This is a genomic window from Chromatiales bacterium 21-64-14, assembly GCA_002255365.1.
Classification (GTDB): domain Bacteria; phylum Pseudomonadota; class Gammaproteobacteria; order 21-64-14; family 21-64-14; genus 21-64-14.
Genome location: NCBI01000007.1, coordinates 26,818 through 45,436, shown reverse-complemented (window position 1 = coordinate 45,436; position 18,619 = coordinate 26,818). Strand labels below are relative to the sequence as shown.

At 66.0% G+C, this 18,619-nt stretch carries 20 protein-coding genes; 8 read left to right on the top strand and 12 right to left on the bottom strand.

Translation table 11 applies throughout. From position 1 onward, the window contains the following. Positions 1–32: 32 nt before the first annotated feature. Positions 33–716: a hypothetical protein gene (locus B7Z66_05870; GenBank protein OYV77111.1), complete on the bottom strand. Its 684-nt coding sequence runs from the start codon at positions 714–716 to the stop codon at positions 33–35. Between the two features lie 231 nt (positions 717–947). On the opposite strand from B7Z66_05870, the gene B7Z66_05865 reads away from it, so the two are divergent. The 3 genes from B7Z66_05865 to B7Z66_05855 are packed head-to-tail and all read left to right on the top strand — an operon-like array spanning position 948 to position 3,258. Next, positions 948–1,286, top strand: coding sequence for a transcriptional regulator (locus tag B7Z66_05865; GenBank protein OYV77110.1), 339 nt, complete (start codon positions 948–950; stop codon positions 1,284–1,286). 36 nt (positions 1,287–1,322) lie between these two features. Further along, complete coding sequence (locus tag B7Z66_05860) at positions 1,323–2,636, top strand: ammonia channel protein (GenBank protein ID OYV77109.1); 1,314 nt, start codon at positions 1,323–1,325, stop codon at positions 2,634–2,636. A 46-nt stretch (positions 2,637–2,682) separates the two neighbouring features. Further along, entirely contained in the window at positions 2,683–3,258 is a 576-nt protein-coding gene (locus tag B7Z66_05855) for a hypothetical protein (protein ID OYV77108.1), read from the top strand. Between the two features lie 62 nt (positions 3,259–3,320). On the opposite strand, the gene B7Z66_05850 is transcribed toward B7Z66_05855, so the two are convergent. The 4 genes from B7Z66_05850 to B7Z66_05835 are packed head-to-tail and all read right to left on the bottom strand — an operon-like array spanning position 3,321 to position 6,877. Next, a complete protein-coding gene (locus B7Z66_05850; GenBank protein ID OYV77107.1) occupies positions 3,321–4,043 on the bottom strand; it encodes a hypothetical protein in 723 nt (240 codons plus the stop codon). Continuing rightward, the gene (locus B7Z66_05845; protein ID OYV77106.1) at positions 4,040–4,963 is read right to left on the bottom strand and encodes a hypothetical protein; all 924 of its coding nucleotides are present in this window, start codon (positions 4,961–4,963) and stop codon (positions 4,040–4,042) included. The genes B7Z66_05850 and B7Z66_05845 overlap by 4 nt, the downstream gene beginning before the upstream one ends. Beyond that, entirely contained in the window at positions 4,948–5,736 is a 789-nt protein-coding gene (locus B7Z66_05840) for an ABC transporter ATP-binding protein (protein ID OYV77105.1), read from the bottom strand. The genes B7Z66_05845 and B7Z66_05840 overlap by 16 nt, the downstream gene beginning before the upstream one ends. A gap of 1 nt (position 5,737) precedes the next feature. Further along, on the bottom strand, positions 5,738–6,877 hold the full coding sequence (locus B7Z66_05835) for a hypothetical protein (GenBank protein ID OYV77104.1): 1,140 nt from the start codon (positions 6,875–6,877) through the stop codon (positions 5,738–5,740). Positions 6,878–7,020: 143 nt separating this feature from the next. Between B7Z66_05835 and B7Z66_05830 the strand changes: the two genes are divergently transcribed. Then, positions 7,021–7,602: a thioredoxin family protein gene (locus B7Z66_05830; protein ID OYV77161.1), complete on the top strand. Its 582-nt coding sequence runs from the start codon at positions 7,021–7,023 to the stop codon at positions 7,600–7,602. On the opposite strand, the gene B7Z66_05825 is transcribed toward B7Z66_05830, so the two are convergent. The 7 genes from B7Z66_05825 to B7Z66_05795 all read right to left on the bottom strand — a co-directional run bounded on the left by B7Z66_05825 (position 7,590) and on the right by B7Z66_05795 (position 15,731). Beyond that, positions 7,590–8,135, bottom strand: coding sequence for a hydrogenase (locus B7Z66_05825; protein OYV77103.1), 546 nt, complete (start codon positions 8,133–8,135; stop codon positions 7,590–7,592). The genes B7Z66_05830 and B7Z66_05825 overlap by 13 nt on opposite strands. Before the next feature lie 24 nt (positions 8,136–8,159). After that, positions 8,160–9,770, bottom strand: a complete 1,611-nt coding sequence (locus B7Z66_05820; protein OYV77160.1) for a Ni,Fe-hydrogenase III large subunit — start codon at positions 9,768–9,770, stop codon at positions 8,160–8,162. A gap of 5 nt (positions 9,771–9,775) precedes the next feature. Next, entirely contained in the window at positions 9,776–11,245 is a 1,470-nt protein-coding gene (locus B7Z66_05815) for a hydrogenase 4 subunit F (GenBank protein OYV77102.1), read from the bottom strand. Further along, the gene (locus tag B7Z66_05810) at positions 11,242–11,922 is read right to left on the bottom strand and encodes a formate hydrogenlyase (protein ID OYV77101.1); all 681 of its coding nucleotides are present in this window, start codon (positions 11,920–11,922) and stop codon (positions 11,242–11,244) included. The genes B7Z66_05815 and B7Z66_05810 overlap by 4 nt, the downstream gene beginning before the upstream one ends. Beyond that, entirely contained in the window at positions 11,919–12,878 is a 960-nt protein-coding gene (locus tag B7Z66_05805; protein ID OYV77100.1) for a formate hydrogenlyase, read from the bottom strand. The genes B7Z66_05810 and B7Z66_05805 overlap by 4 nt, the downstream gene beginning before the upstream one ends. Beyond that, entirely contained in the window at positions 12,863–14,947 is a 2,085-nt protein-coding gene (locus tag B7Z66_05800) for a hydrogenase 4 subunit B (protein ID OYV77099.1), read from the bottom strand. Before B7Z66_05800 ends, B7Z66_05805 begins: the two co-directional genes overlap by 16 nt. Positions 14,948–15,218: 271 nt before the next feature. Further along, entirely contained in the window at positions 15,219–15,731 is a 513-nt protein-coding gene (locus tag B7Z66_05795) for a hypothetical protein (GenBank protein ID OYV77159.1), read from the bottom strand. Positions 15,732–15,947: 216 nt separating this feature from the next. On the opposite strand from B7Z66_05795, the gene B7Z66_05790 reads away from it, so the two are divergent. From B7Z66_05790 to B7Z66_05775, 4 genes are all read left to right on the top strand, one after another. Next, the gene (locus tag B7Z66_05790) at positions 15,948–16,376 is read left to right on the top strand and encodes a glyoxalase (protein ID OYV77098.1); all 429 of its coding nucleotides are present in this window, start codon (positions 15,948–15,950) and stop codon (positions 16,374–16,376) included. Beyond that, positions 16,351–16,773 (top strand): hypothetical protein, encoded by a 423-nt coding sequence (locus tag B7Z66_05785; protein OYV77097.1) that lies wholly within the window; start codon positions 16,351–16,353, stop codon positions 16,771–16,773. Before B7Z66_05790 ends, B7Z66_05785 begins: the two co-directional genes overlap by 26 nt. 523 nt (positions 16,774–17,296) lie before the next feature. After that, the gene (locus B7Z66_05780) at positions 17,297–17,662 is read left to right on the top strand and encodes a hypothetical protein (GenBank protein OYV77096.1); all 366 of its coding nucleotides are present in this window, start codon (positions 17,297–17,299) and stop codon (positions 17,660–17,662) included. Between the two features lie 26 nt (positions 17,663–17,688). Continuing rightward, positions 17,689–18,576 carry a hypothetical protein gene (locus tag B7Z66_05775; GenBank protein ID OYV77095.1) on the top strand — a complete coding sequence of 296 codons (888 nt, stop codon included), beginning with the start codon at positions 17,689–17,691 and terminating at the stop codon, positions 18,574–18,576. Positions 18,577–18,619 lie beyond the last annotated feature (43 nt).

Here is an 18,619-nt window from a genome sequence, read left to right as displayed (position 1 = left end):
GGGGTCGTGGTCACCGTCCCTCCCACCACCAATTAGGCCCGCGTCTGCAAGGGCCTATCGGCCTGCGTCAGGCTCGCCTTGAACTGGTCCCACAGGGCGCGATAGGGCGCTCCGACTTCCATTCCCGCCCACGGCCCCAGATCCTGGGCCAGGTGGTCCAGGGATGAAACCCCATCCGGGCGTCCCTTCGGAAATTGGCCGTCGCGGGGAAACACCACGCGGCCGTCCACCGGCATACCGGGGATCGCCTCGCGCACCGCTTGTACCCGTGTCCGATTGGCGTGGAGCGGATTTGGAAATTTGTAGCTGCCGCCCCGGATGACCTGGGTCCATTGGTTGATATGCTGCGCGCCGAACAGCATCCCGGGGTAGGGCTTGATATCCAGCACCACGACGCCTCCCTGGACCAACAGCAGCCAGTCAAGCTGCAGCACGCCGCCCACACCGTCGGGGATCACCACATCGCGCAGCAGGTCGGCACAGAGCCGACGCAAGATACGACGGATCCGGCGTGACTCGGCGCTACGTCTCCACCATCGCCGCAGGATCAGCAATGCAATGAACACCACCGCCACGGCAGCGGTCCAAAGCCACCATTGTTCCGGTGGACGCGTGAGGATTTGCGCGAGGCCCCTCACCGCCCGCGGCCCCACGTCCAACGACGGCGGCCGGCGGCCGGGGACGCGGATCCCGCGCAGCCTACACCCACCACACAGGGCACCTGCAGGTGCTCCGTTCCCTTATCTAGACGAGCCACCATCCGTTATCCTCCCCTCGCCAGCACCGCGGAATGCGTGTTGGTCACCCGACGGACACGGAAGATTAACAAACGCACTGTTTTCGGGCTATGATGGACAATACCTACGTGCCCACACTGACCGACCGGGTATACCCGCGCTGCGGGAACGCAGCCGTCTACCCGGCATCGGCCAACGGAGAATGCCTGGATGAAGATGGTGACCGCGATCATTAAGCCGTTCAAGCTGGACGACGTCCGCGAGGCGCTCTCTGAAATCGGCGTAAAGGGCATCACCGCCACCGAGGTCAAGGGTTTCGGCCGCCAGAAGGGCCACACGGAACTCTATCGCGGGGCGGAGTACGTGGTGGATTTCCTGCCCAAGATCAAGCTGGAAGTGGCCGTGGACGACGACATGGTGGAGCGCGTCGTGGAGACCGTCATCGGCTCCGCCCGTACCGGTAAGATCGGAGACGGCAAGATCTTCGTCCACCCCTTGGAGCAAGTGGTTCGGATCCGTACTGGCGAAACCGGACCGGACGCCCTGTAGTAAAACCACCCCATTCAATAGAATAAAGGGCCCGACATGACCCCCTGCAGGCATCACCTGCGCGGACTCCGCTATCTGTTGCTGACCTCCGCCACCGTTCCGCTCCCCGCCCTGGCTCAAACCGGCGCCCATCTGAACCCCGCCAATACCTCGTGGCTGCTTACCGCCACGGCCCTGGTGCTGTTCATGACCATCCCGGGCCTCGCTCTATTCTACGGCGGACTGGTGCGTAGCAAGAACGTCCTCTCGGTACTCATGCAGTGTTTCGCCATCACCGCCCTGGTCTCGGTCCTGTGGCTGCTGTTCGGCTACAGTCTGGCATTCGGCAACGGCGATTCCCTCCAGCGGTGGATCGGCGGCCTGCACCAGGCGATGCTCTCCGGTGTCGGGATCCACGCCCTCAAGGGGGATGTCCCGACGACCGTGTACGTGATGTTCCAAATGACCTTCGCCATCATCACCCCAGCCTTGATCGTGGGCGGCTACGCGGAACGCATGCGTTTCTCCGCGATGCTGTGGTTCAGTGGCCTATGGCTGGCGCTGGTTTATGCGCCGGTGTGTCATTGGGTATGGGGCGGCGGCTGGCTCGCGCAACTCGGACTCATGGATTTCGCGGGGGGCACGGTGGTACACGTCAATGCGGGTATCGCCGCCCTGGTGGCCGCCTTGGTGCTGGGACGGCGGCGCGGCTTTCCCTCGACGCCCATGCCACCCCACAACCTGACCATGACAGTCACCGGTGCGGGCATGCTGTGGGTGGGCTGGTTCGGTTTTAACGCGGGTAGCGCCCTGGCCGCCAACGGCTCCGCCGGCATGGCGATGCTGGTCACCCACATCGGGGCCGCGTCCGGGTGCCTGGCCTGGATGATCAGTGAGTGGCTGCGTTACGGCAAGCCCAGCGTGCTCGGGATTGTCACCGGTATGGTGGCGGGGCTCGGCACTATCACCCCGGCGTCCGGCTTCGTCGGTCCGCTGGGGGCCGTGGCTATCGGCGCCAGCGCCGGGGTCGTGTGCTTCGTGGCCACCAACCTCATCAAGCGACGGTTTCACATCGACGACTCCTTGGACGTGTTCCCCGTGCACGGCGTGGGCGGGATCATCGGCACTCTGCTCACCGGGGTGTTCGCCAGTGCGAGCCTGGGGGGCGTTGGATTGGCAGCCGGGGTTACCGTGGGTCACCAGGTATGGGTGCAGTTCATCGGGGTCATGGCCACCCTGGCATGGTCCGGCGGCGTCAGCTTCGTGTTGCTGAAGGTGATCGATGCCGTCATCGGCCTGCGGGTCTCCCCCGAGCAGGAGGCGGAAGGGCTCGACGTGGCACTCCACGAGGAGAGCGGATACAACCTGTGAGCCCGCGCCGCCCCGAGGCACCCGCCCCATGCTGCTAAGGATCCGGTTGAACGAACCCGCCGAGGCGGGCATTGCCTGGATGCAGGCGATGCTCGCCCGCTACGACACCGGCGCGCTGGAATGGGTCCGCATCGACCACGGTAGCGCCCGCTACCAGGGGGTGTACGGCTGCTGCTGGCTACCCACCCGGGAGCGGCCCACCTACCGGATCTCCTGCAAACTGCCGGGACCGTTCCCCACTTCGACCACCACCCGCAAGCCGCCCCTGTATCGGGACGCCGACGGATCGTTCCCTGCCGTGCCCAAAGGCTGCCGCAAGGGTGCGTGGTTGTATGACCCGAAGACCGGGCGCGAATGGGTCCAGGTCCGCGGCCGTACCCGCCTGGGGAACCTGGATCAAGCCCTGATATGGATCTTCGCCCACGAGGCGTTCCATTACCTGCGCGCCACCCGTCAGGTGCCGGGGCGCAACACCGAGATCGCCGCCGACGCCTATGCCGACGCGCAGCTGGCATCGTTCCGCGATCAAGGCCGGGGGCGGTGCACACCGGATCCGGCGCCACCGCGGAATTCCGCGTCCCCGCCCGGACGTCTGCAGCGGATCCTGTCCTTTCTGGGCTGACGATTCAAACCGCGCAGGGCGACCCGGCAGGCCAGGGCCGCATTCGGCTTGGACAGATCGCCCTACTTCGAGGACCGCCCGGCCGAGCCGTCCCCATGCAGCGACCGGGCCTCGTTACCGCAGAAGGTCACCACCCGCCCCAGCACCTGGCGCACCGCGCGATTGGCCGCCTGTACACCGCTGTAAGGATCGTTCCCGGGCGCCGGCGCCACCGCCTCGAACACCCGCGTCGCCAGGATCTGGCGTGTACGGCCATCCAGCAGCCAAGCGCGCAGGGTGAAGCGGACCCGGCTGGGGCGCACCGTAAACTCCTGCTGCAGGCGCAGGATCTGCGTCTCCAAACGCAGATCCGCCGGCACTCCGGTGGACGCGGTCACCACCGCGCGGAAACCGCCGTGCTGCGCCAGGGCCTGCACCAGCAGTGGCTCTAACATCCGCGCCGGGGCACTCACCCATTGATTGCGAGCGTAGTAGTCCAACTCCTGGGCACGGGGCACGTAGGCCATGCCTCGATCCTGAAAACCCGGCAAGGCAGACGGCGGATCCACGGCGATCACCAGCGTGCCACCCACCGCGGCCGGTGCGTGCGCCTCCGGCAAGGTGAGCAGATACTGCTTGGGGTTCGGGGCGGGCACGGGACCCAGGACGCTGCATCCCCCCCCCAGGGGAATGACCACCCAGAGCAGGAACACCACGAATCCGCGGAACGCACCCGCACGCCGCCCACCGCAGGTGTAATGCCGGGCCATCGCCTTCTCTCCCGTGCCCTGGTAAGGCGCGTTCATTCGCCGGGCCCCGGTGGCGCCGGCTGACGCCCGAACAGCAGGCTCCGCGGGTCACGGCGTAGGGCGTCGCTGGTCTGTTGCAGGTTCGCCACCAGCCGGCGCAGATCCACCACCAATCCCTGCACCTCCGGGAGGGTGGTGTCGGTGAACTGCTCCAGCCCGGGGCTGGTGGTCTGCAACGTCTTGCTCAAACCATCAGCGGTATGCGCCAGGGTATCGGACATGCGCTGGAGGGAGGCCGCGCTCTGGCCGATGCTCCGGAAGGTCTTATCCAAGCCCGCAGTAGCGGTCGCGGTATGCTGCAGGGTGCTGGCCGCGTTGCCCAGGGCCCGATCCAGCGTGTCGGTCTGCCGGGCCAGGTTGGCGGTCACCGTCTCCACGTGTTGCAGGGTCTGGCCGATCGCCTTGCGGTTCGGCCCATTGAGCAGATCGGCCAGTTCCCGCGACATCGAGGTCACGTTGTTCAGCAGCTCAGAGAAGTTCGAGTCCAGACGGGCCAAAAACGACGGTTCGCTGCGGATCACCGGGATCCGGTGGCCGGCAGTCGCCGTGAGCGGTGGCGCGTCCCGGGTCCCGCCGCTCAGTTCCACATAAGCAATACCGGTGAGGCCTTGCAGGCGCAGACTCGCCACCGTGTTCTCCTTCACCGGGGTGCCGTGCCGGATCTCCACCGTGAGCCGCACCTGCTCCGGGTTGCCGGGGGCCAGTTCAATCTGGCGCACCCGGCCCACCGCAACACCGCGGTATTTCACCGGGGCGTCGTTGTTGAGTCCCGATACCGACTCGTTGATAAAGATGTAATAGGGGTCGTAGGTCTGGCGCAGGGAACCGGTGGCCAGCCACAGGCTGCCGCCGATCAGCGCGCCGCCCAGCAGCACCACGAACAGCCCCACCAGTGCGTAGTTTACCTTGGGTTCCATTGCTGGCTCGCCGCTCCACGCCCCCGCGCACCCTGGAAGAACGCCTGCACCAATGGATGCTCCGAGGCATAGAGTTCCGCCACCGGACCCTCTCCCACCAAGCGCCCCGCGCCCAGCATCGCCACCTGGTCCGCCACCCGCCACAGGCTATCCAAGTCATGAGTGACCATTACCACGGTCAGCCCCAGACTGTCACGCAGTTGCACTACCAGTTCATCCAATTCCCCGGCGCTCACCGGATCCAGCCCCGAGGTCGGCTCGTCCAGGAACACCAGTTCCGGGTCCAAGGCCAGGGCTCGCGCGAGCCCCGCGCGTTTGCGCATGCCGCCGCTGAGCTGGCTGGGCTGCTTCGCCGCGCTGTCCGCCGGCAGACCCACCATGGCGATCTTCATAGCAGCAATCCCGTCGATCAGGGTATCGGCCAGACGCGTATGCTCCCGCAGGGGCATCCCGACATTCTCCAGCACCGTCATGGAACTGAACAGGGCATCGCGCTGAAACAGCACTCCGGTACGCCGGCGCAGTGCCAACAACGCGCCGTCACCCAAGCTCGCCACGTCCTGCCCGAACAAGCGGATAATCCCGGACACCGGACGGTGCAGCAGCAGCATCTCCCGCAACAGGGTAGACTTGCCCGATCCACTACCCCCCACGATAGCGAAGATCTCCCCGCGGCGAACCGTCAGGCTTATGCGATCGTGGACGACGGTGGAACCGAAGCGAGTGGTCAGCTCCCGCACCTCCACCAGCGGCTCGCCCTCCTTCCCGGTCACCTCACACTCCCATCCAACTGAACACCACGGAGAAGGCTGCGTCAACCACGATGATCAGGAAGATGGACTGCACCACGCTGACTGTGGTCTGGCGCCCCACACTATCAGCGCTGCCGGTCACCCGGAAACCCTGATAACAACCCACGACGGCGATAATGCCCGCAAACATCGGCGCCTTGGAGATCCCCAGGAGATAGGACGGCAAGGTCACTGCGGATTCGAACCGGGTCAGGAACGCCGTCATGCTGACGCCGAGCTGCAACTGTGCCATGACCATGCCGCCCAGCACACCCATGGCGTCCGCATACACGGTGAGCAGCGGAAGCGCGATGATCAGGGCCAACAGCTTGGGTACTACCAGCACCTCCATGGGCGCGACGCCCATGGTACGCAGTGCGTCGATCTCCTCGTTCACCTGCATGGTGCCGATCTGCGCCGCGTAGGCCGAACCGGTGCGCCCCGCCACGATGATGGCGGTCATCAGCGGGGCCAGTTCCCGCAGCATGGAGAAGCCCACCAGATCCGCGATGAAGATGTTGGCCCCGTAGTAGCGTAGCTGCGCACCACCCTGATAGGCGATCACCACACCCAGCAGAAACGTCAGCAGACCGAGGATCGGCAGCGCGTTGCAGCCCGCCACCTGGATCCCGCTGAGCACCAAGCGCGCGCGCACCCGCCCAGGGTGGCGGACCCAGCGTAGCAGGGTTACGAAGATCTCACCCAGAAACGTCAACAGGCCGGCCGCCTGCTCCACCCGGGACCAGGTGTTGCGCCCCAGATGCTCGAGCCGTCCGGTCCGCGGCAGCGCCGGCATCTCCACCTCGGACAGCGCCGGGCTGCGGATGAGCATCAGCAAGTCGGAGAGCTCCGGGCGCAGGCCCTCTACCGACACCTGCCGCCCCGCCTGTTCGAGACCACGCAGCGTACGGCACAACAGGAAGGCTCCGGCCGTATCCATGGAACTGACGTTGGCGCCATCCAGCACCACGCGCCCATCGGGCCAGGGGATGGTGTCGATCCGGGCTTGCAGGATGCCGAGCCGTTCCACGGTCCAATCCCCCAGGCACTGCACCGTGTCTTGGCCGGCGACCCGCCGGATGTCGGGCGCCGGAGCGCCCCCGGTTTCCAACGGTCGGCTCATGGCCGCAGAGTGTTGCGCGCACCCGCGCGCCTTGCAAGGGTTTTCCGGTGCGCCGTTCCGCCGCCGGAATTCCTGTTAGAATGGATCTGGAACAGATCGGACCCGCGAACCGGACGAAGCGCGGGACCGCCACGGAGGAACCCATGGCACGCACCGAATCGACCATGTTGGAACTCGGCACGCCGGCGCCGGCGTTTCGCCTGCCCGAACCGGCCAGCGGCCGGGAGATCGCGCTGGAGGATTTCAAGGATACGCCGGCCTTGCTGGTGATGTTCCTGTGCAACCACTGTCCCTACGTGCAGCACCTGCGGCACAAACTCGCCGAGGTGGTGCGCCGCTACCAACCGAAGGGCTTGGCGGCGGTGGGCATCAACGCCAACGACGTAGACCACTACCCTGACGACGCGCCGGAAAAGATGGTGGAAGAGGTTCGCACCATCGGCTATACCTTCCCGTATCTGTACGACGCGAGCCAGGAGGTGGCGAAGGCCTACCGGGCGGCGTGCACCCCGGACTTCTTCCTGTTCGACGGAAAACGGCGGCTCGTCTACCGCGGCCAGTTCGACGCCGCCCGCCCGCGCAGCGATACTCCGGTGACTGGCAAAGACCTGTCCGCCGCCGTGGAGGCAGTACTGGCGGGGCGGCCGGTCCCCGCGGAGCAACGCGCGAGTCTCGGGTGCAACATCAAGTGGAAACCGGGTAACGGACCGGACTATTTCGGCTGATGGGCCACGCCGGCGTGCGCGGGGACGGGACTCCGCAATAATAGCTCGAGGATACCGCGCAGCAACCGCCCCGGCTCCGGGGGGCAACCGCGGATCACCCCGTCCACCGGGATCACGTTGGCCACCGCACCACAGCTGGCATAGGAGATCCCGAATTCCCCCCCGTCGGCACCGCAGTCGCCCACCGCGATCACCCGCTTCGGTTCCGGCATCGCCTCATAGGTGGCGCGCAAAGCCGCCTCCATATGGCGCGATACCGGACCGGTGACCAGCAACAGGTCCGCGTGGCGCGGGGAAGCCACGAAGTGGACGCCGAAGCGCTCGATATCATAGTACGGGTTGTCGAGGGCTTGGATCTCCAGCTCACAGCCGTTGCAGGAGCCCGCGTCCACCTGCCGGATCGCGAGGCTGCCGGCGAAGCGCGCCATGACCACGGCATGCAGCCGTTCGCCCACCGCCTCCAGGGCCGGACCGTCCGGCACCGGCTCCGTGACCACGCCCACGCGGGCGATCTTGCGCAACGTCCTCAGCATCTGTAGCTCCTCACCGGATACCGGCTACAGGTCGTGACCCGAGTAGGACCCGTTCACCGACTTGTTGCATACCGGAAAATCCGGCACGATGTTCTCCCGCACCAGCACCTCCAAGGCCGGCCAGTTGAGCCAGCTGGGATCGCGCGGGAAGTAACGGCTCACCCTGCCGCCGGCGCCGAAGCGCACGTAGCAGAGGATCTCGCCGCGCCAGCCCTCCACCAGCCCCAGCCCCTCGGCATCCTCTGCGGGATCCTGCCACGGTGCCCGTACGCCGCCGTCCGGCAACCGGTCCAGCAGGTGTTCGAGCAGGCCCAAGGCGACGCGGATCTCGTCCACCCGCACCCGTACCCGTGCCGCCACATCGCCTTCCTGGAACACCGGGACGCGCACGTCCAGATCCTGGTAGGGCGCGTACGGCGCGTCGTGCCGCAGGTCCCGCCCGATCCCGCTGGCACGCGCCACGTACCCCAGCACACCGAGGCGCGACGCAGCATCCAGCGTCAGCACCCCGGTGCCGACGAGACGGTCCTGCAAGGCGGTGTTCTCCTCCACGATGACCGCCAGCTCCTCCAGTTCCCGTCTCAGGTCCGCGGCGCGCCGCGACAGCTCCGCGCGCTCCTCCGGCGCCACGTCCACCACCACGCCACCGGGAACGATCACGTCGTACAACAAACGATGGCCAAACACCCGCGCGCTGTCGCGCTGCCACAGCTCCCGCAGCCGGCTGAATTGATACCAGGCGAAGGCGAAACCGACGTCGTTGCAGATCGCTCCGATATCCCCAAGGTGGTTGGCCACCCGCTCGCGCTCCGCCAGCACCCCGCGCACCGCCAGGGCCCGGCCCGGCACCTCGATCCCCGCGGCACGTTCCATCGCCATGCAGGCCGCCCAAGCATGGGCCACAGTGGAATCACCGGACACCCGGGCGGCAAGCCGCGCCAGGCCCACCGCGTCACGCCCCTCCGCGATCTTCTCGATCCCCTTGTGGGCATAGCCCAACCGCGCCTCCAGATTGAGCACCGTCTCGCCCACCGCCTGGAATCGGAAGTGCCCGGGCTCGATGATCCCCGCGTGCACCGGACCCACTGGAATCTCGTACACCCCGGAGCCGTAGGCACGCAGAAATGGATAGGTATTGTCCCCGCGGGTCTCCGGCAACGGCTCCCCTGCGGCCGGGCAGTCGCTACGCAGGGGATAGACCTTGTCCGGCCAAGCCTGGTGGCGCACCCACCGACGCACGTCCGGGTGATCCATGAAGGCGATCCCGAACAGATCTTGCAGGTGGCGCTCGGGGCGGTCCGCCGCGGCATAGTGGGGCACATGGGACGGCAGGATAGGCGTCGCCACGTCTACCACGGTGCGCACCACCAGATAGTCGCCCTGGTGCTCGAAACAGGCGCTCACCCAGAGTTGCGGCCCGCGGTGCTCGCCCCAAACGCCGCACCAGCGCAGTCCCGTGCGGGCTGCGAGGCGCGCGATCCCGCCCCAGTCCTCGGGATCCACACGCAGTTCGCGGGCGGGGCGCAACGCGGTACCGGGCACTGCCTCCACCAGCAGATTCTCGTGCTTCGACTGTTCCAGGAACCGGTCCAGCCAGTCGAACGGGACACCTCGCGTTTGAGTCGAGTCGACCACGGTGCTCACCCGAGCAGGGAACTGCCCGCGATCAGGCGAGTAGCCTGATCGAACCAGTGGGCCAGTAGCCCCGGAATCGCGAGTCCCAGCCACAGTACCAGGCCAAGTTGCAAGGCCACCGGCAACATGTTGGCCGGCACCGGGTCCTGCCCGGCAGGCCGGTCCCCGTACACCATGGGATGCAGGTGCCGGAACAGCCCGGCGAACGCCACCCCCAAACCCAGCAGCAGCGGCAAAGTCAGCCATGGCCAGCTCTTCATGGTGGCGCTGAGGAGCAAGAACTCGCTGGTAAAGACCCCGAACGGGGGAAACCCAGCGATGGCCGCGGTACCCAGCAGCAGGCCCCAACCCACCGCGGGCTGGGTGCGCAGCAGGCCGCGGATCTGCTCGATGCGCTGGGTACCCGCAACGTGGGCGGCGTGGCCCACGGTAACGAAGATCGCGGATTTAGTCAGGGAGTGCACCGTCATGTGCAGCAACGCGCCGAAGGTGGCGAGGGGCCCGCCCACGCCGAACCCGAAGGTCATCAACCCCATGTGTTCGATAGAAGAGTAGCTGTACATGCGCTTGATGTCGCGCTGGCGATGCAGGGAAAAGGCTGCCACCAGGAACGACAGCATGCCGAAACCCATCATCAGGTGCCCAGCCAGGGCGGTGCCCAGGGCCGGGTCCACCAGCATTTTCATCCGCACCACCGCGTACAGGGCCACGTTCAGCAACAGGCCTGACAGGATAGCGGACATGGGGGTAGGCCCCTCGGAGTGTGCTTCCGGCAGCCAGCTGTGCAGCGGGACGAGCCCCACCTTGGTTCCGTAGCCCACCAGCAGGAACACGAACGCCAGGCCCACCACCGCCGGCTCCAGGCTGGGTGCCGCCTGGTGGAGCACGGTCCACAGCAGGGCATCGTCACGGTTGTGGATCACCCGCGACCCCGCGAAATAAAGCAGGACGGTACCGAACAGGGCCTGGGCAAGACCCACGCCGCACAGGATAAAGTACTTCCAGGCCGCCTCCACCGATTCCGGCGTGCGGTACAGGCTCACCAGCAGCACCGTCGCCAGGGTCGCCCCCTCCATGGCCACCCACAGGATCCCCAGGTTGTTGGTGGACAAGGCCAGCAGCATGGTGAACAAAAACCCCTGGTACATGCTGTGGTAGAGACGCATGCGCCGTGCGTTCACCCGGCCCCGGTGCACCTCATGGGCCATGTAGGGGCGCGAGAAGATCGCAGTGGTGAACCCGACGAGGGCAGTGAGAACCACCAGGTAGACATTGAAGGCGTCGATATAGAACATCCGGCCGGGGCTCAGCAGCGGCCCAACCCGCAACACCTCCAGAGCCGTCACGAGGCTGGCCGCAAAGGTCGCGGCACAGACCGCCACGTTCACCCAGCCGGCAACGGAACGGTAGCCCATAAGGCCCAGCAGCACCGCGCCCGCCAACGGCAGAAGCAGTGTCAGGTACAGTGCGCTCACGGCTCGGACTCGCTCAGGCGATTGAGCCGATCCACGTCCAGGGTATCGATGCTGGCGCGGATCTGTAGGAAAACCACGCCGAACAGGATGGCCGCCACCAGCACATCGAAGGCGATTCCCAGCTCTACCACCATGGGCATTCCGTAGGTGGACACCACGGCCGCGAAGAACAGCCCATTCTCGATGGACATAAAACCCACCACCTGGGTCACTGCTTCCTTGCGCGCGATCATCAGCAGCATGCCCAACAGTACCACCGCCAGGCTCACCGCGATGGTGTTGCGGGTCAGCAGCGTGGAGAGGCGAACCACCGGCAGCGCCACGTAATAGCTGAAGATCACCAGACTCGCGCCGCCCAGCTGCACCAGGGTCCGGTTGCCCTCTGATTCCACTTCGCGCTCCATGCCCAGGCGCAGCACCAGTCGATGCAGCACCCAGGGAATCAGCAGCGCCTTCAGCCCGAAGGTGAGCAACGCCGAAATGTAGAGGTGGGAATACCCCGAGACATGGGCCACCAGTGCGGTGGTGGCCGCAAGCAACACCCCTTGCCAGGCGAAGACCCGCACCAAGTTGATGAGCCGCGACTGGGCCAACATGGCAAACGAGGTAAACAACACCAGAGCCGCCAGCAGCAGGATCAGTTGCTGACTGATGTCCAGGCCTTGCAGATCGGTCATCCGCCCACTTCCAGGATCACGTGGCTGAGCATGCCCAACAGACACAGCAGATAGGCAAAGCCCAAGAACTGGGGCACTGCGAACAGGCGCATCTTGGCGAACAGGGTCTCGCTCACGGCCAGCACGGTCGCCAACACCGCCAGCTTGAGAGACACCGCCATTGCACCTAATAAGAGCGCGCCAGCGCTGAACTGCACGGCGACCCCCCAAGGCAGGAAGATGTTGGCGATCAGCACCGCGTAGATCATGAGCTTGATCTGGGACGCCCAATCAATCAACGCCAAGTGCCGGCCGCTGTACTCCAGCACCGTGGCCTCGTGGATCATGGTCAACTCAAGATGGGTGGCCGGGTTATCCACGGGGATGCGTCCGGTCTCCGCCACCGCCACCAGCATCAGGCCCAGGGCAGCGAACACAAAAGATGGCCGGATCATCAGACCATGACTCAGGATGCGCTCGATGACCACCGACAGATCCGTGGTATGGGCCCCCATGGCCACGGTGAATACCGCCATGAGCAGCGCCGGTTCCGCGAGCGACGCGATGGTCATCTCCCGGGAAGATCCCATCCCGCCAAACGCGGTCCCCACATCCATACCCGCCAGGGCCAGAAAGAACCGCGCCAGGGCAAAGAAACCCACCAGTACGATGACATCGGCGATGGCCGAGGTGGGCAATCGCACGGCCACCAGGGGCACCACCGCCGCCGCGAGCACCGTGGCGCCGAAGATCACATAGGGAGCAGCGCGGAATAACCAGGACGATTCCTCCGCCAGCAGCATTTCCTTGCGGAACAGCCGCACCAGATCCCGGTAGGGTTGAATCACGGGTGGCGAGCGGCGGTTCTGCAACCGGCACTTGACCCGCTTGATCCAGCCCGCCAGTAACGGCGCGCTGGCCACGAACAGCGCGGTCTGCACCAGGGCCAGCAGCCAGCTCGTCAGGTAATCAGCCACAGCAACACCAGCAAGGTAAAGAACGAGTACGCCAAATAGGTGCGGACGCTGCCGGTCTGGATGCGCCCGACCTGACGCGCCGCCGCCGTTACCCACCGCCCGACCGGTTCATAGAGCACGCGCCAGGAGCGGTCCTCGACACGCAGCTCGTGGCGGATGCCGATAGTCCGCAGCGGCTGAACCGGGTCCCGGGTCTCCTCGATCTGCTCGCGCAGATCCCATACCGGACGGAAGATGCGCCGGATCGGATCGGCGAACGCCGTGGAGGTGTACTGCATGCGCGCGTCCAGCGGGCCGAAGCCGCTGCTCCAGGGAGGGACGCGGCGCACTAATCGGGTATGGGCGCGCGCGTTGAGCAACGCGAACATCAGTCCCCCGAACAGGACCATGCCCGCCAGCACCAGGGGCGCGCCGTAGGACGCAACGTCCGGCGCCACAGGAGTAAGCCACAGCCAGCCATGCGCGGAGGCGCTCGGCAATCCACGCCCGAGGAGTTGACGCGTGATGGGCTCCAGGGCGCGCACCACGAAGGTCGGCAAAACCCCGAATCCCAGGCACAACACCGCCAGCAGCCCTTGGCCGAGGCGCATCCCCAGGCCCACCTCGCGGGCGTGGCGCACATGGCGGCTGCGGGCGCGGCCCAGGAACGCCACGCCGTAGACCTTGACAAAGCACGCCGCCGCCAAAGCGCCAGTCAGGGCCAGCACCGCCGCGGTCACCGGTATCAACGCGCGCAGTACGCCGCTGTGCAGGGCGGGAGCCTGCAAGGCGGTCTGGAAGGTCAGCCACTCGGAGACGAAGCCGTTGAAAGGCGGGAGCCCGGAGATACTGATACAACCCACCAGAAAGAACAGCGCGGTAACCGGCATGCGCCGTATCAGTCCACCCATGCGCTCCAGGTCGCCTTCGTGACTGCGTTGCAGTACGGCGCCCGATCCGAGGAACAGCAGCCCCTTGAACAGCGCGTGGTTGACGACGTGGTACAGGGCCGCCAGCAAGCCCAGCACCCCGAGGCGCGGAAAGCCGCTGCCGGTGAAGATCACCGACAGCCCAAGGGCCATGAAGATGATGCCCATGTTCTCCACTGAGGAGTAGGCGAGCAAGCGTTTCAAGTCGTTCTGCATCAGGGCATAGAGGACCCCCAACAGCGCCGCGGCGCTCCCCGCCACCAACAGCACCAGACCCCAACCCCACTGCAGGTGACCGAGCAGCCCGAAGGTGAAACGGATCAAGCCGTAGACCGCCACCTTGAGCATCACGCCACTCATCAGCGCGGAGATGTGAGACGGTGCTACCGGGTGCGCCTCCGGCAGCCAGGCATGCAAAGGCACCAACCCCGCCTTCATGCCGAACCCGAACAGGGCCAGGGCGAAGGCCACCGACGCCCAGGCGGGGGTCAGGACCGCGCTGCTCATCGCGTCGAAGGAAAACCCGCCGCCGAATCCCGCCAGCACACCGAAGGCCAGCAGAATCGCCAGTCCGCCGACCTCCGCCATCAACAGATAGAGAAAGGCGGCACGGCGGTTCGCGGCGTGCTGGTGCTGGTAGGCCACAAGGAAATAACTGGCCAGTGACATCAATTCCCACGCCACCATGAACACGAAGGCGTCGTCCGCCAGGACCACCAGTTCCATGGCCGCCACGAACAGGCCGGTGAACACGTAGAGCACCGCAGTCGACTGGCGGCCGTGTTCGTACTCGCGCACGTAGCCGGGCCCGTAGAAGGCCACCGCCACGGTAACCACGCCGATCACCGCGAGGAAAAAGCCCGCCAGCGGGTCCACCCGCAGATGCCAGTGCAGCCACGGCAGGCCCAGAGGGACGGTCCCCGCCACCACGGTGGCGTGTAACAGCGCAGCGCCGCCCGCAAGCAGCGCGCCGAGCCCGCTCAGGCCCAGGAGCGTGAAACACGTGAACTTGGCGGGCGCCGGATAACGGTCGGCCGCCAAACCGAAGAGCCCCGAGGCGAGCGCGCCCAGGACCGCCCATTCAGCAAGCGTGAGGGACAACGCGGTTCCTTCAGACGGCGGAGCGCAAAACAGACAGCAGTAGCAAGGCCTACACCTCATACCCGAGATTCGCTCGGGAACCGGCGCTGGCAAGGGAAAGCACGGGGGGGACGCCACACCCGCCGCCGGGTTGGATGACGCGACGAATTATAAATACCCTACAACCGTCCCGTCAATGACGATCCAGCCTGGGGCAACGCACCATCCGCAGCCGCGAACCGATCGCGACACTGACCTGCCGCGCCGGAGATCGGAGGATCCCGCGGCCTGGACTCCACGCCTGGGGGACCGGCACCACCGGCGGCACGCCGGCGGTGCCGGGATCCACGGCTCAGTACACCGGCACCAGGCTGTAGCCCTTGGCCTCGTAGGCAATCACTGAGATATAGCCGTTGCCCACCACGTGCACCTCCGGAATCACGTCCTGGGGCGGGATATCATGCCCGCGCAGCGCCACATCGCAGGCCTCGGTGCGGATGCCCATGGCGTTGAGATGACGCACCGCTTTCTGCAGTTCCGCCACCGGACGCTGGTCCTGGTAGCTGATTCCGCGGCGGTCCTTGGTCAGAAACGCCACGGTGGGCCCCACTATCACCACCACCACGTGGGCCTTCACGCCCTGCTTGTCCATACTGGTGGCAGTCTTCCCCGCCAGATTGAGCACATGAGCGGCGCGCTCTGGGTTGCCCAAGTCCACCAGAAAAACCGCTTTTGCCGACTTCAGTCCGGCGAGAGCCGCGGCATCGTTGATCGGCGCGGCCTGTGCCGCAGTGGTCGACAGCAACAGCGTGAGTATCCATGCCCAACCCAGCGGCCCCGCAATCCGGCGCAGTCTAGCGTTCATGTTGGTTTCCTCCTGACAGGTGAAAGGCGACTCGATCATGGTAACGCGTCCTGGTCCATTCGGGCGGCCCCGTGTCCCGCCACTCCCGGCCCAACACATCGGGGCAGACGTACCACCCGGTCTACGCATTCCGTTCCGGCCCTTGACAGTTCGCCGACATTGCACTAATTCATGGCGCAGCGCACCCGCAATGGGGGCGGGAATGGACGTGACGCTATGGACCATCCGGGGACCCCGCGGTTCCACCTTGCCTTCCCGGTGACCGATCTGGAATCGAGCCGGAGATTTTACGTGGAGGTGTTGGGCTGCCGGGTGGGCCGCGAGAGTAACCGGTGGATCGACTTCGATTTCTACGGGCACCAGATCACCGGGCATCTGGCGCCTGAGCAAGCCGGCGCGGCGTCCACCACCCCGGTGGACGGGCACCCGGTGCCAGTACGGCACTTCGGTGTCATCCTGCCCTGGGACGACTGGCACGCCCTGTCCGCACGCCTATCCGGCACCGGGATTGCGTTCCTGATCCCGCCCCACGTGCGCTTCCGGGGTCAGCCCGGTGAACAGGCCACCCTATTCATCACTGACCCCAGCGGCAACGGGCTGGAGTTTAAATCGTTTCGGGATGCGAGCCGCCTGTTCGCCCGCTGAATCCTGCGCGGACCTAGCATGGGACCGCGGCCGCACGCACCGGATGACCTCGGTACCGAACCCACAACCGTTCCACCGGAGACCACAGCACGCGATGAACGAACGCCGCCGGCAGCCTCGAGTCCGTATGGAGATGCAAGTCAAACTCACCCACTCCACCTTCGGCTCGCGGGTGGTCGAGACCCGGGATTTTTCCCGGACGGGCCTGTTCCTGGTGCTGGCGGATGTACCGGCTCCGCCGGTCGGCAGCGTCGTCCAGGTCCAACTGCAGGGTCTGCCCCAGGAGGCGCCCACGCTGCCCATGCGGGTCGTCCATGGGGACGGAGCCGGCATCGGTCTGGTGCTCTCTGAATCTCCGCGTCCGGGGGAAGCGGTCCGCAGCGACGGGTTGGAATAGGTGGGAGCGAGGGTACGCCACGACGCAGCGATCGCGCTGCGCCTGCCTCCGAACCCCGGCACCCGCGGCCACCACAGCACCTTGTCATTCGAACCGGGAAGGATGCGGGTACGCTATGCGCCTCCTGCGTCGCGCGAATCACCGTAGTCCGGTCCGGACGCCCACTTGTGACCGTGGACCACCACTGGGATAATGGCGTTCACCACGCCCGGTTCCACGGGCGGGCCACGCCTCTGCGCCATGAACCGTTCCCAGGATGCCCCGGCCCCGAACCTCCACTGGGCATCCCGCGGATGAAGACACTTGCGATGACCGGGATGCCGGCCTGGGGAACCGCCTACGAAGATCGCGCCATCTGGGGTCTGGTGGTTTCATCCGGGCATCGCCGTCCATGCGGCCGACACATTACCAGGAGGTAAGCGGTGGCAATATCCACACTGCGCACCACTACTGAACCTTCACGGGCCGCGCAACCACACCGGCGGGTAGCCTGCGCAGGACGGAACGGATCAGGAGACGGGCGGTGAGTGTTGCCTCTGACGCCGCGCGCGTGCAGGTCGACCTGCAACGTCTGGAACGGCTCCTGGACGGCATAGAGGGGGGCCCCGGCGCCCTGGTGCACCGCCTCTTGCAGCTTGCATCGCAGGATGAGGCCGCGTTCTGGAAACTTTTGGATTCCAGTGATGTGTGGGGCGGCGCCGGTTCCCTGGCGAGCGCGGCCCTGGCTCCGAATCCGGGCCACCCAGACGCGCAGTGGCGCGATCGGGTACGAGAGATCCGGGAGATCCTGATGGACATCGGCGCCATGTTGATGGCAAGCGGACGTGCGCACCCGGGAATCTCCTCGTGGGTACTCGCCTTCAGCAATTGGAACCGTGGCGAAATCTGAACTAATGCGCCAGCGGAAGGAACCAGATGCAGCAGAGTAAACTCCGGTGGAAACACCCCTTTGGGCTGCTCGCCGTGGCGTTGGCGGTACTCGGCGGCATCCCGCTCGTGGCCTGGTCTGGTGAACTTGGCGGCACACCGCCGACTCTGCCACGGCCCGACCATGTGGTGATCGTGATCGAGGAAAACCACGCCTACGACGAGATCGTCGGCAACCCCGACGCCCCATACATCAACGCGCTGGCCGCGCGCGGCGCGCTCTTCAACCGCTCGTATGCGGTGACCCACCCCAGCGAGCCCAACTATCTGGCGCTGTTCTCTGGTTCCACCCAAGGGCTGCGCAGCGACTCCTGCCCCCACACCTACACCGGTCGCAACCTGGCCAGCGAACTGGTACGGCGGAAGCAATCCTTCGCCACCTATTCGGAATCCATGCCGGCAGTGGGATACACCGGCTGCCATTCGGGGGACTACTACCGCAAACACAACCCTGCAGTAAACTGGCAGGGCGTCAACGTGCGCAAGACCATGAACCTGCCGTTCACCCGTTTCCCGACAAATTTCGACGCGCTGCCCACCGTATCATTGGTCATCCCCAACGCCATGCACGACATGCACGATGGCACGGTCCGCCAAGGTGACCGGTGGCTGCGCAAGCATCTGGACGCCTACGTGCGCTGGGCGCAGAACCACAATAGCCTGTTGATCCTGACCTGGGACGAAGACGACCGCCAGAGCGACAACCACATCCCGACGCTCTTCGTCGGCCCAATGGTAACGCCCGGGGTCTACCCCACGCCCATCGACCATTACCGCGTGTTGCGTACTTTGGAAGACCTGTACGGACTGGCACCCCTGGGGCACAGCGCCCAGACCCGTCCGATCCATGGAATCTGGGTACGCGGGGCAAAATAACAGCCGCCAACACCCAGGGTTCGCCTCCCAACGGCCCTCAGCG

Coding starts and splice junctions, on each gene's coding strand:
- B7Z66_05800 (OYV77099.1), bottom strand. CDS start 14,947: ATGAGGTGTAGGCCTTGCTACTGCTGTCTGTTTTGCGCTCCGCCGTCT.
- B7Z66_05790 (OYV77098.1), top strand. CDS start 15,948: ATGGACCATCCGGGGACCCCGCGGTTCCACCTTGCCTTCCCGGTGACC.
- B7Z66_05775 (OYV77095.1), top strand. CDS start 17,689: ATGCAGCAGAGTAAACTCCGGTGGAAACACCCCTTTGGGCTGCTCGCC.
- B7Z66_05785 (OYV77097.1), top strand. CDS start 16,351: ATGCGAGCCGCCTGTTCGCCCGCTGAATCCTGCGCGGACCTAGCATGG.
- B7Z66_05860 (OYV77109.1), top strand. CDS start 1,323: ATGACCCCCTGCAGGCATCACCTGCGCGGACTCCGCTATCTGTTGCTG.
- B7Z66_05845 (OYV77106.1), bottom strand. CDS start 4,963: ATGGAACCCAAGGTAAACTACGCACTGGTGGGGCTGTTCGTGGTGCTG.
- B7Z66_05795 (OYV77159.1), bottom strand. CDS start 15,731: ATGAACGCTAGACTGCGCCGGATTGCGGGGCCGCTGGGTTGGGCATGG.
- B7Z66_05810 (OYV77101.1), bottom strand. CDS start 11,922: ATGACCGATCTGCAAGGCCTGGACATCAGTCAGCAACTGATCCTGCTG.
- B7Z66_05865 (OYV77110.1), top strand. CDS start 948: ATGAAGATGGTGACCGCGATCATTAAGCCGTTCAAGCTGGACGACGTC.
- B7Z66_05825 (OYV77103.1), bottom strand. CDS start 8,135: ATGCTGAGGACGTTGCGCAAGATCGCCCGCGTGGGCGTGGTCACGGAG.
- B7Z66_05850 (OYV77107.1), bottom strand. CDS start 4,043: ATGAACGCGCCTTACCAGGGCACGGGAGAGAAGGCGATGGCCCGGCAT.
- B7Z66_05835 (OYV77104.1), bottom strand. CDS start 6,877: ATGAGCCGACCGTTGGAAACCGGGGGCGCTCCGGCGCCCGACATCCGG.
- B7Z66_05830 (OYV77161.1), top strand. CDS start 7,021: ATGGCACGCACCGAATCGACCATGTTGGAACTCGGCACGCCGGCGCCG.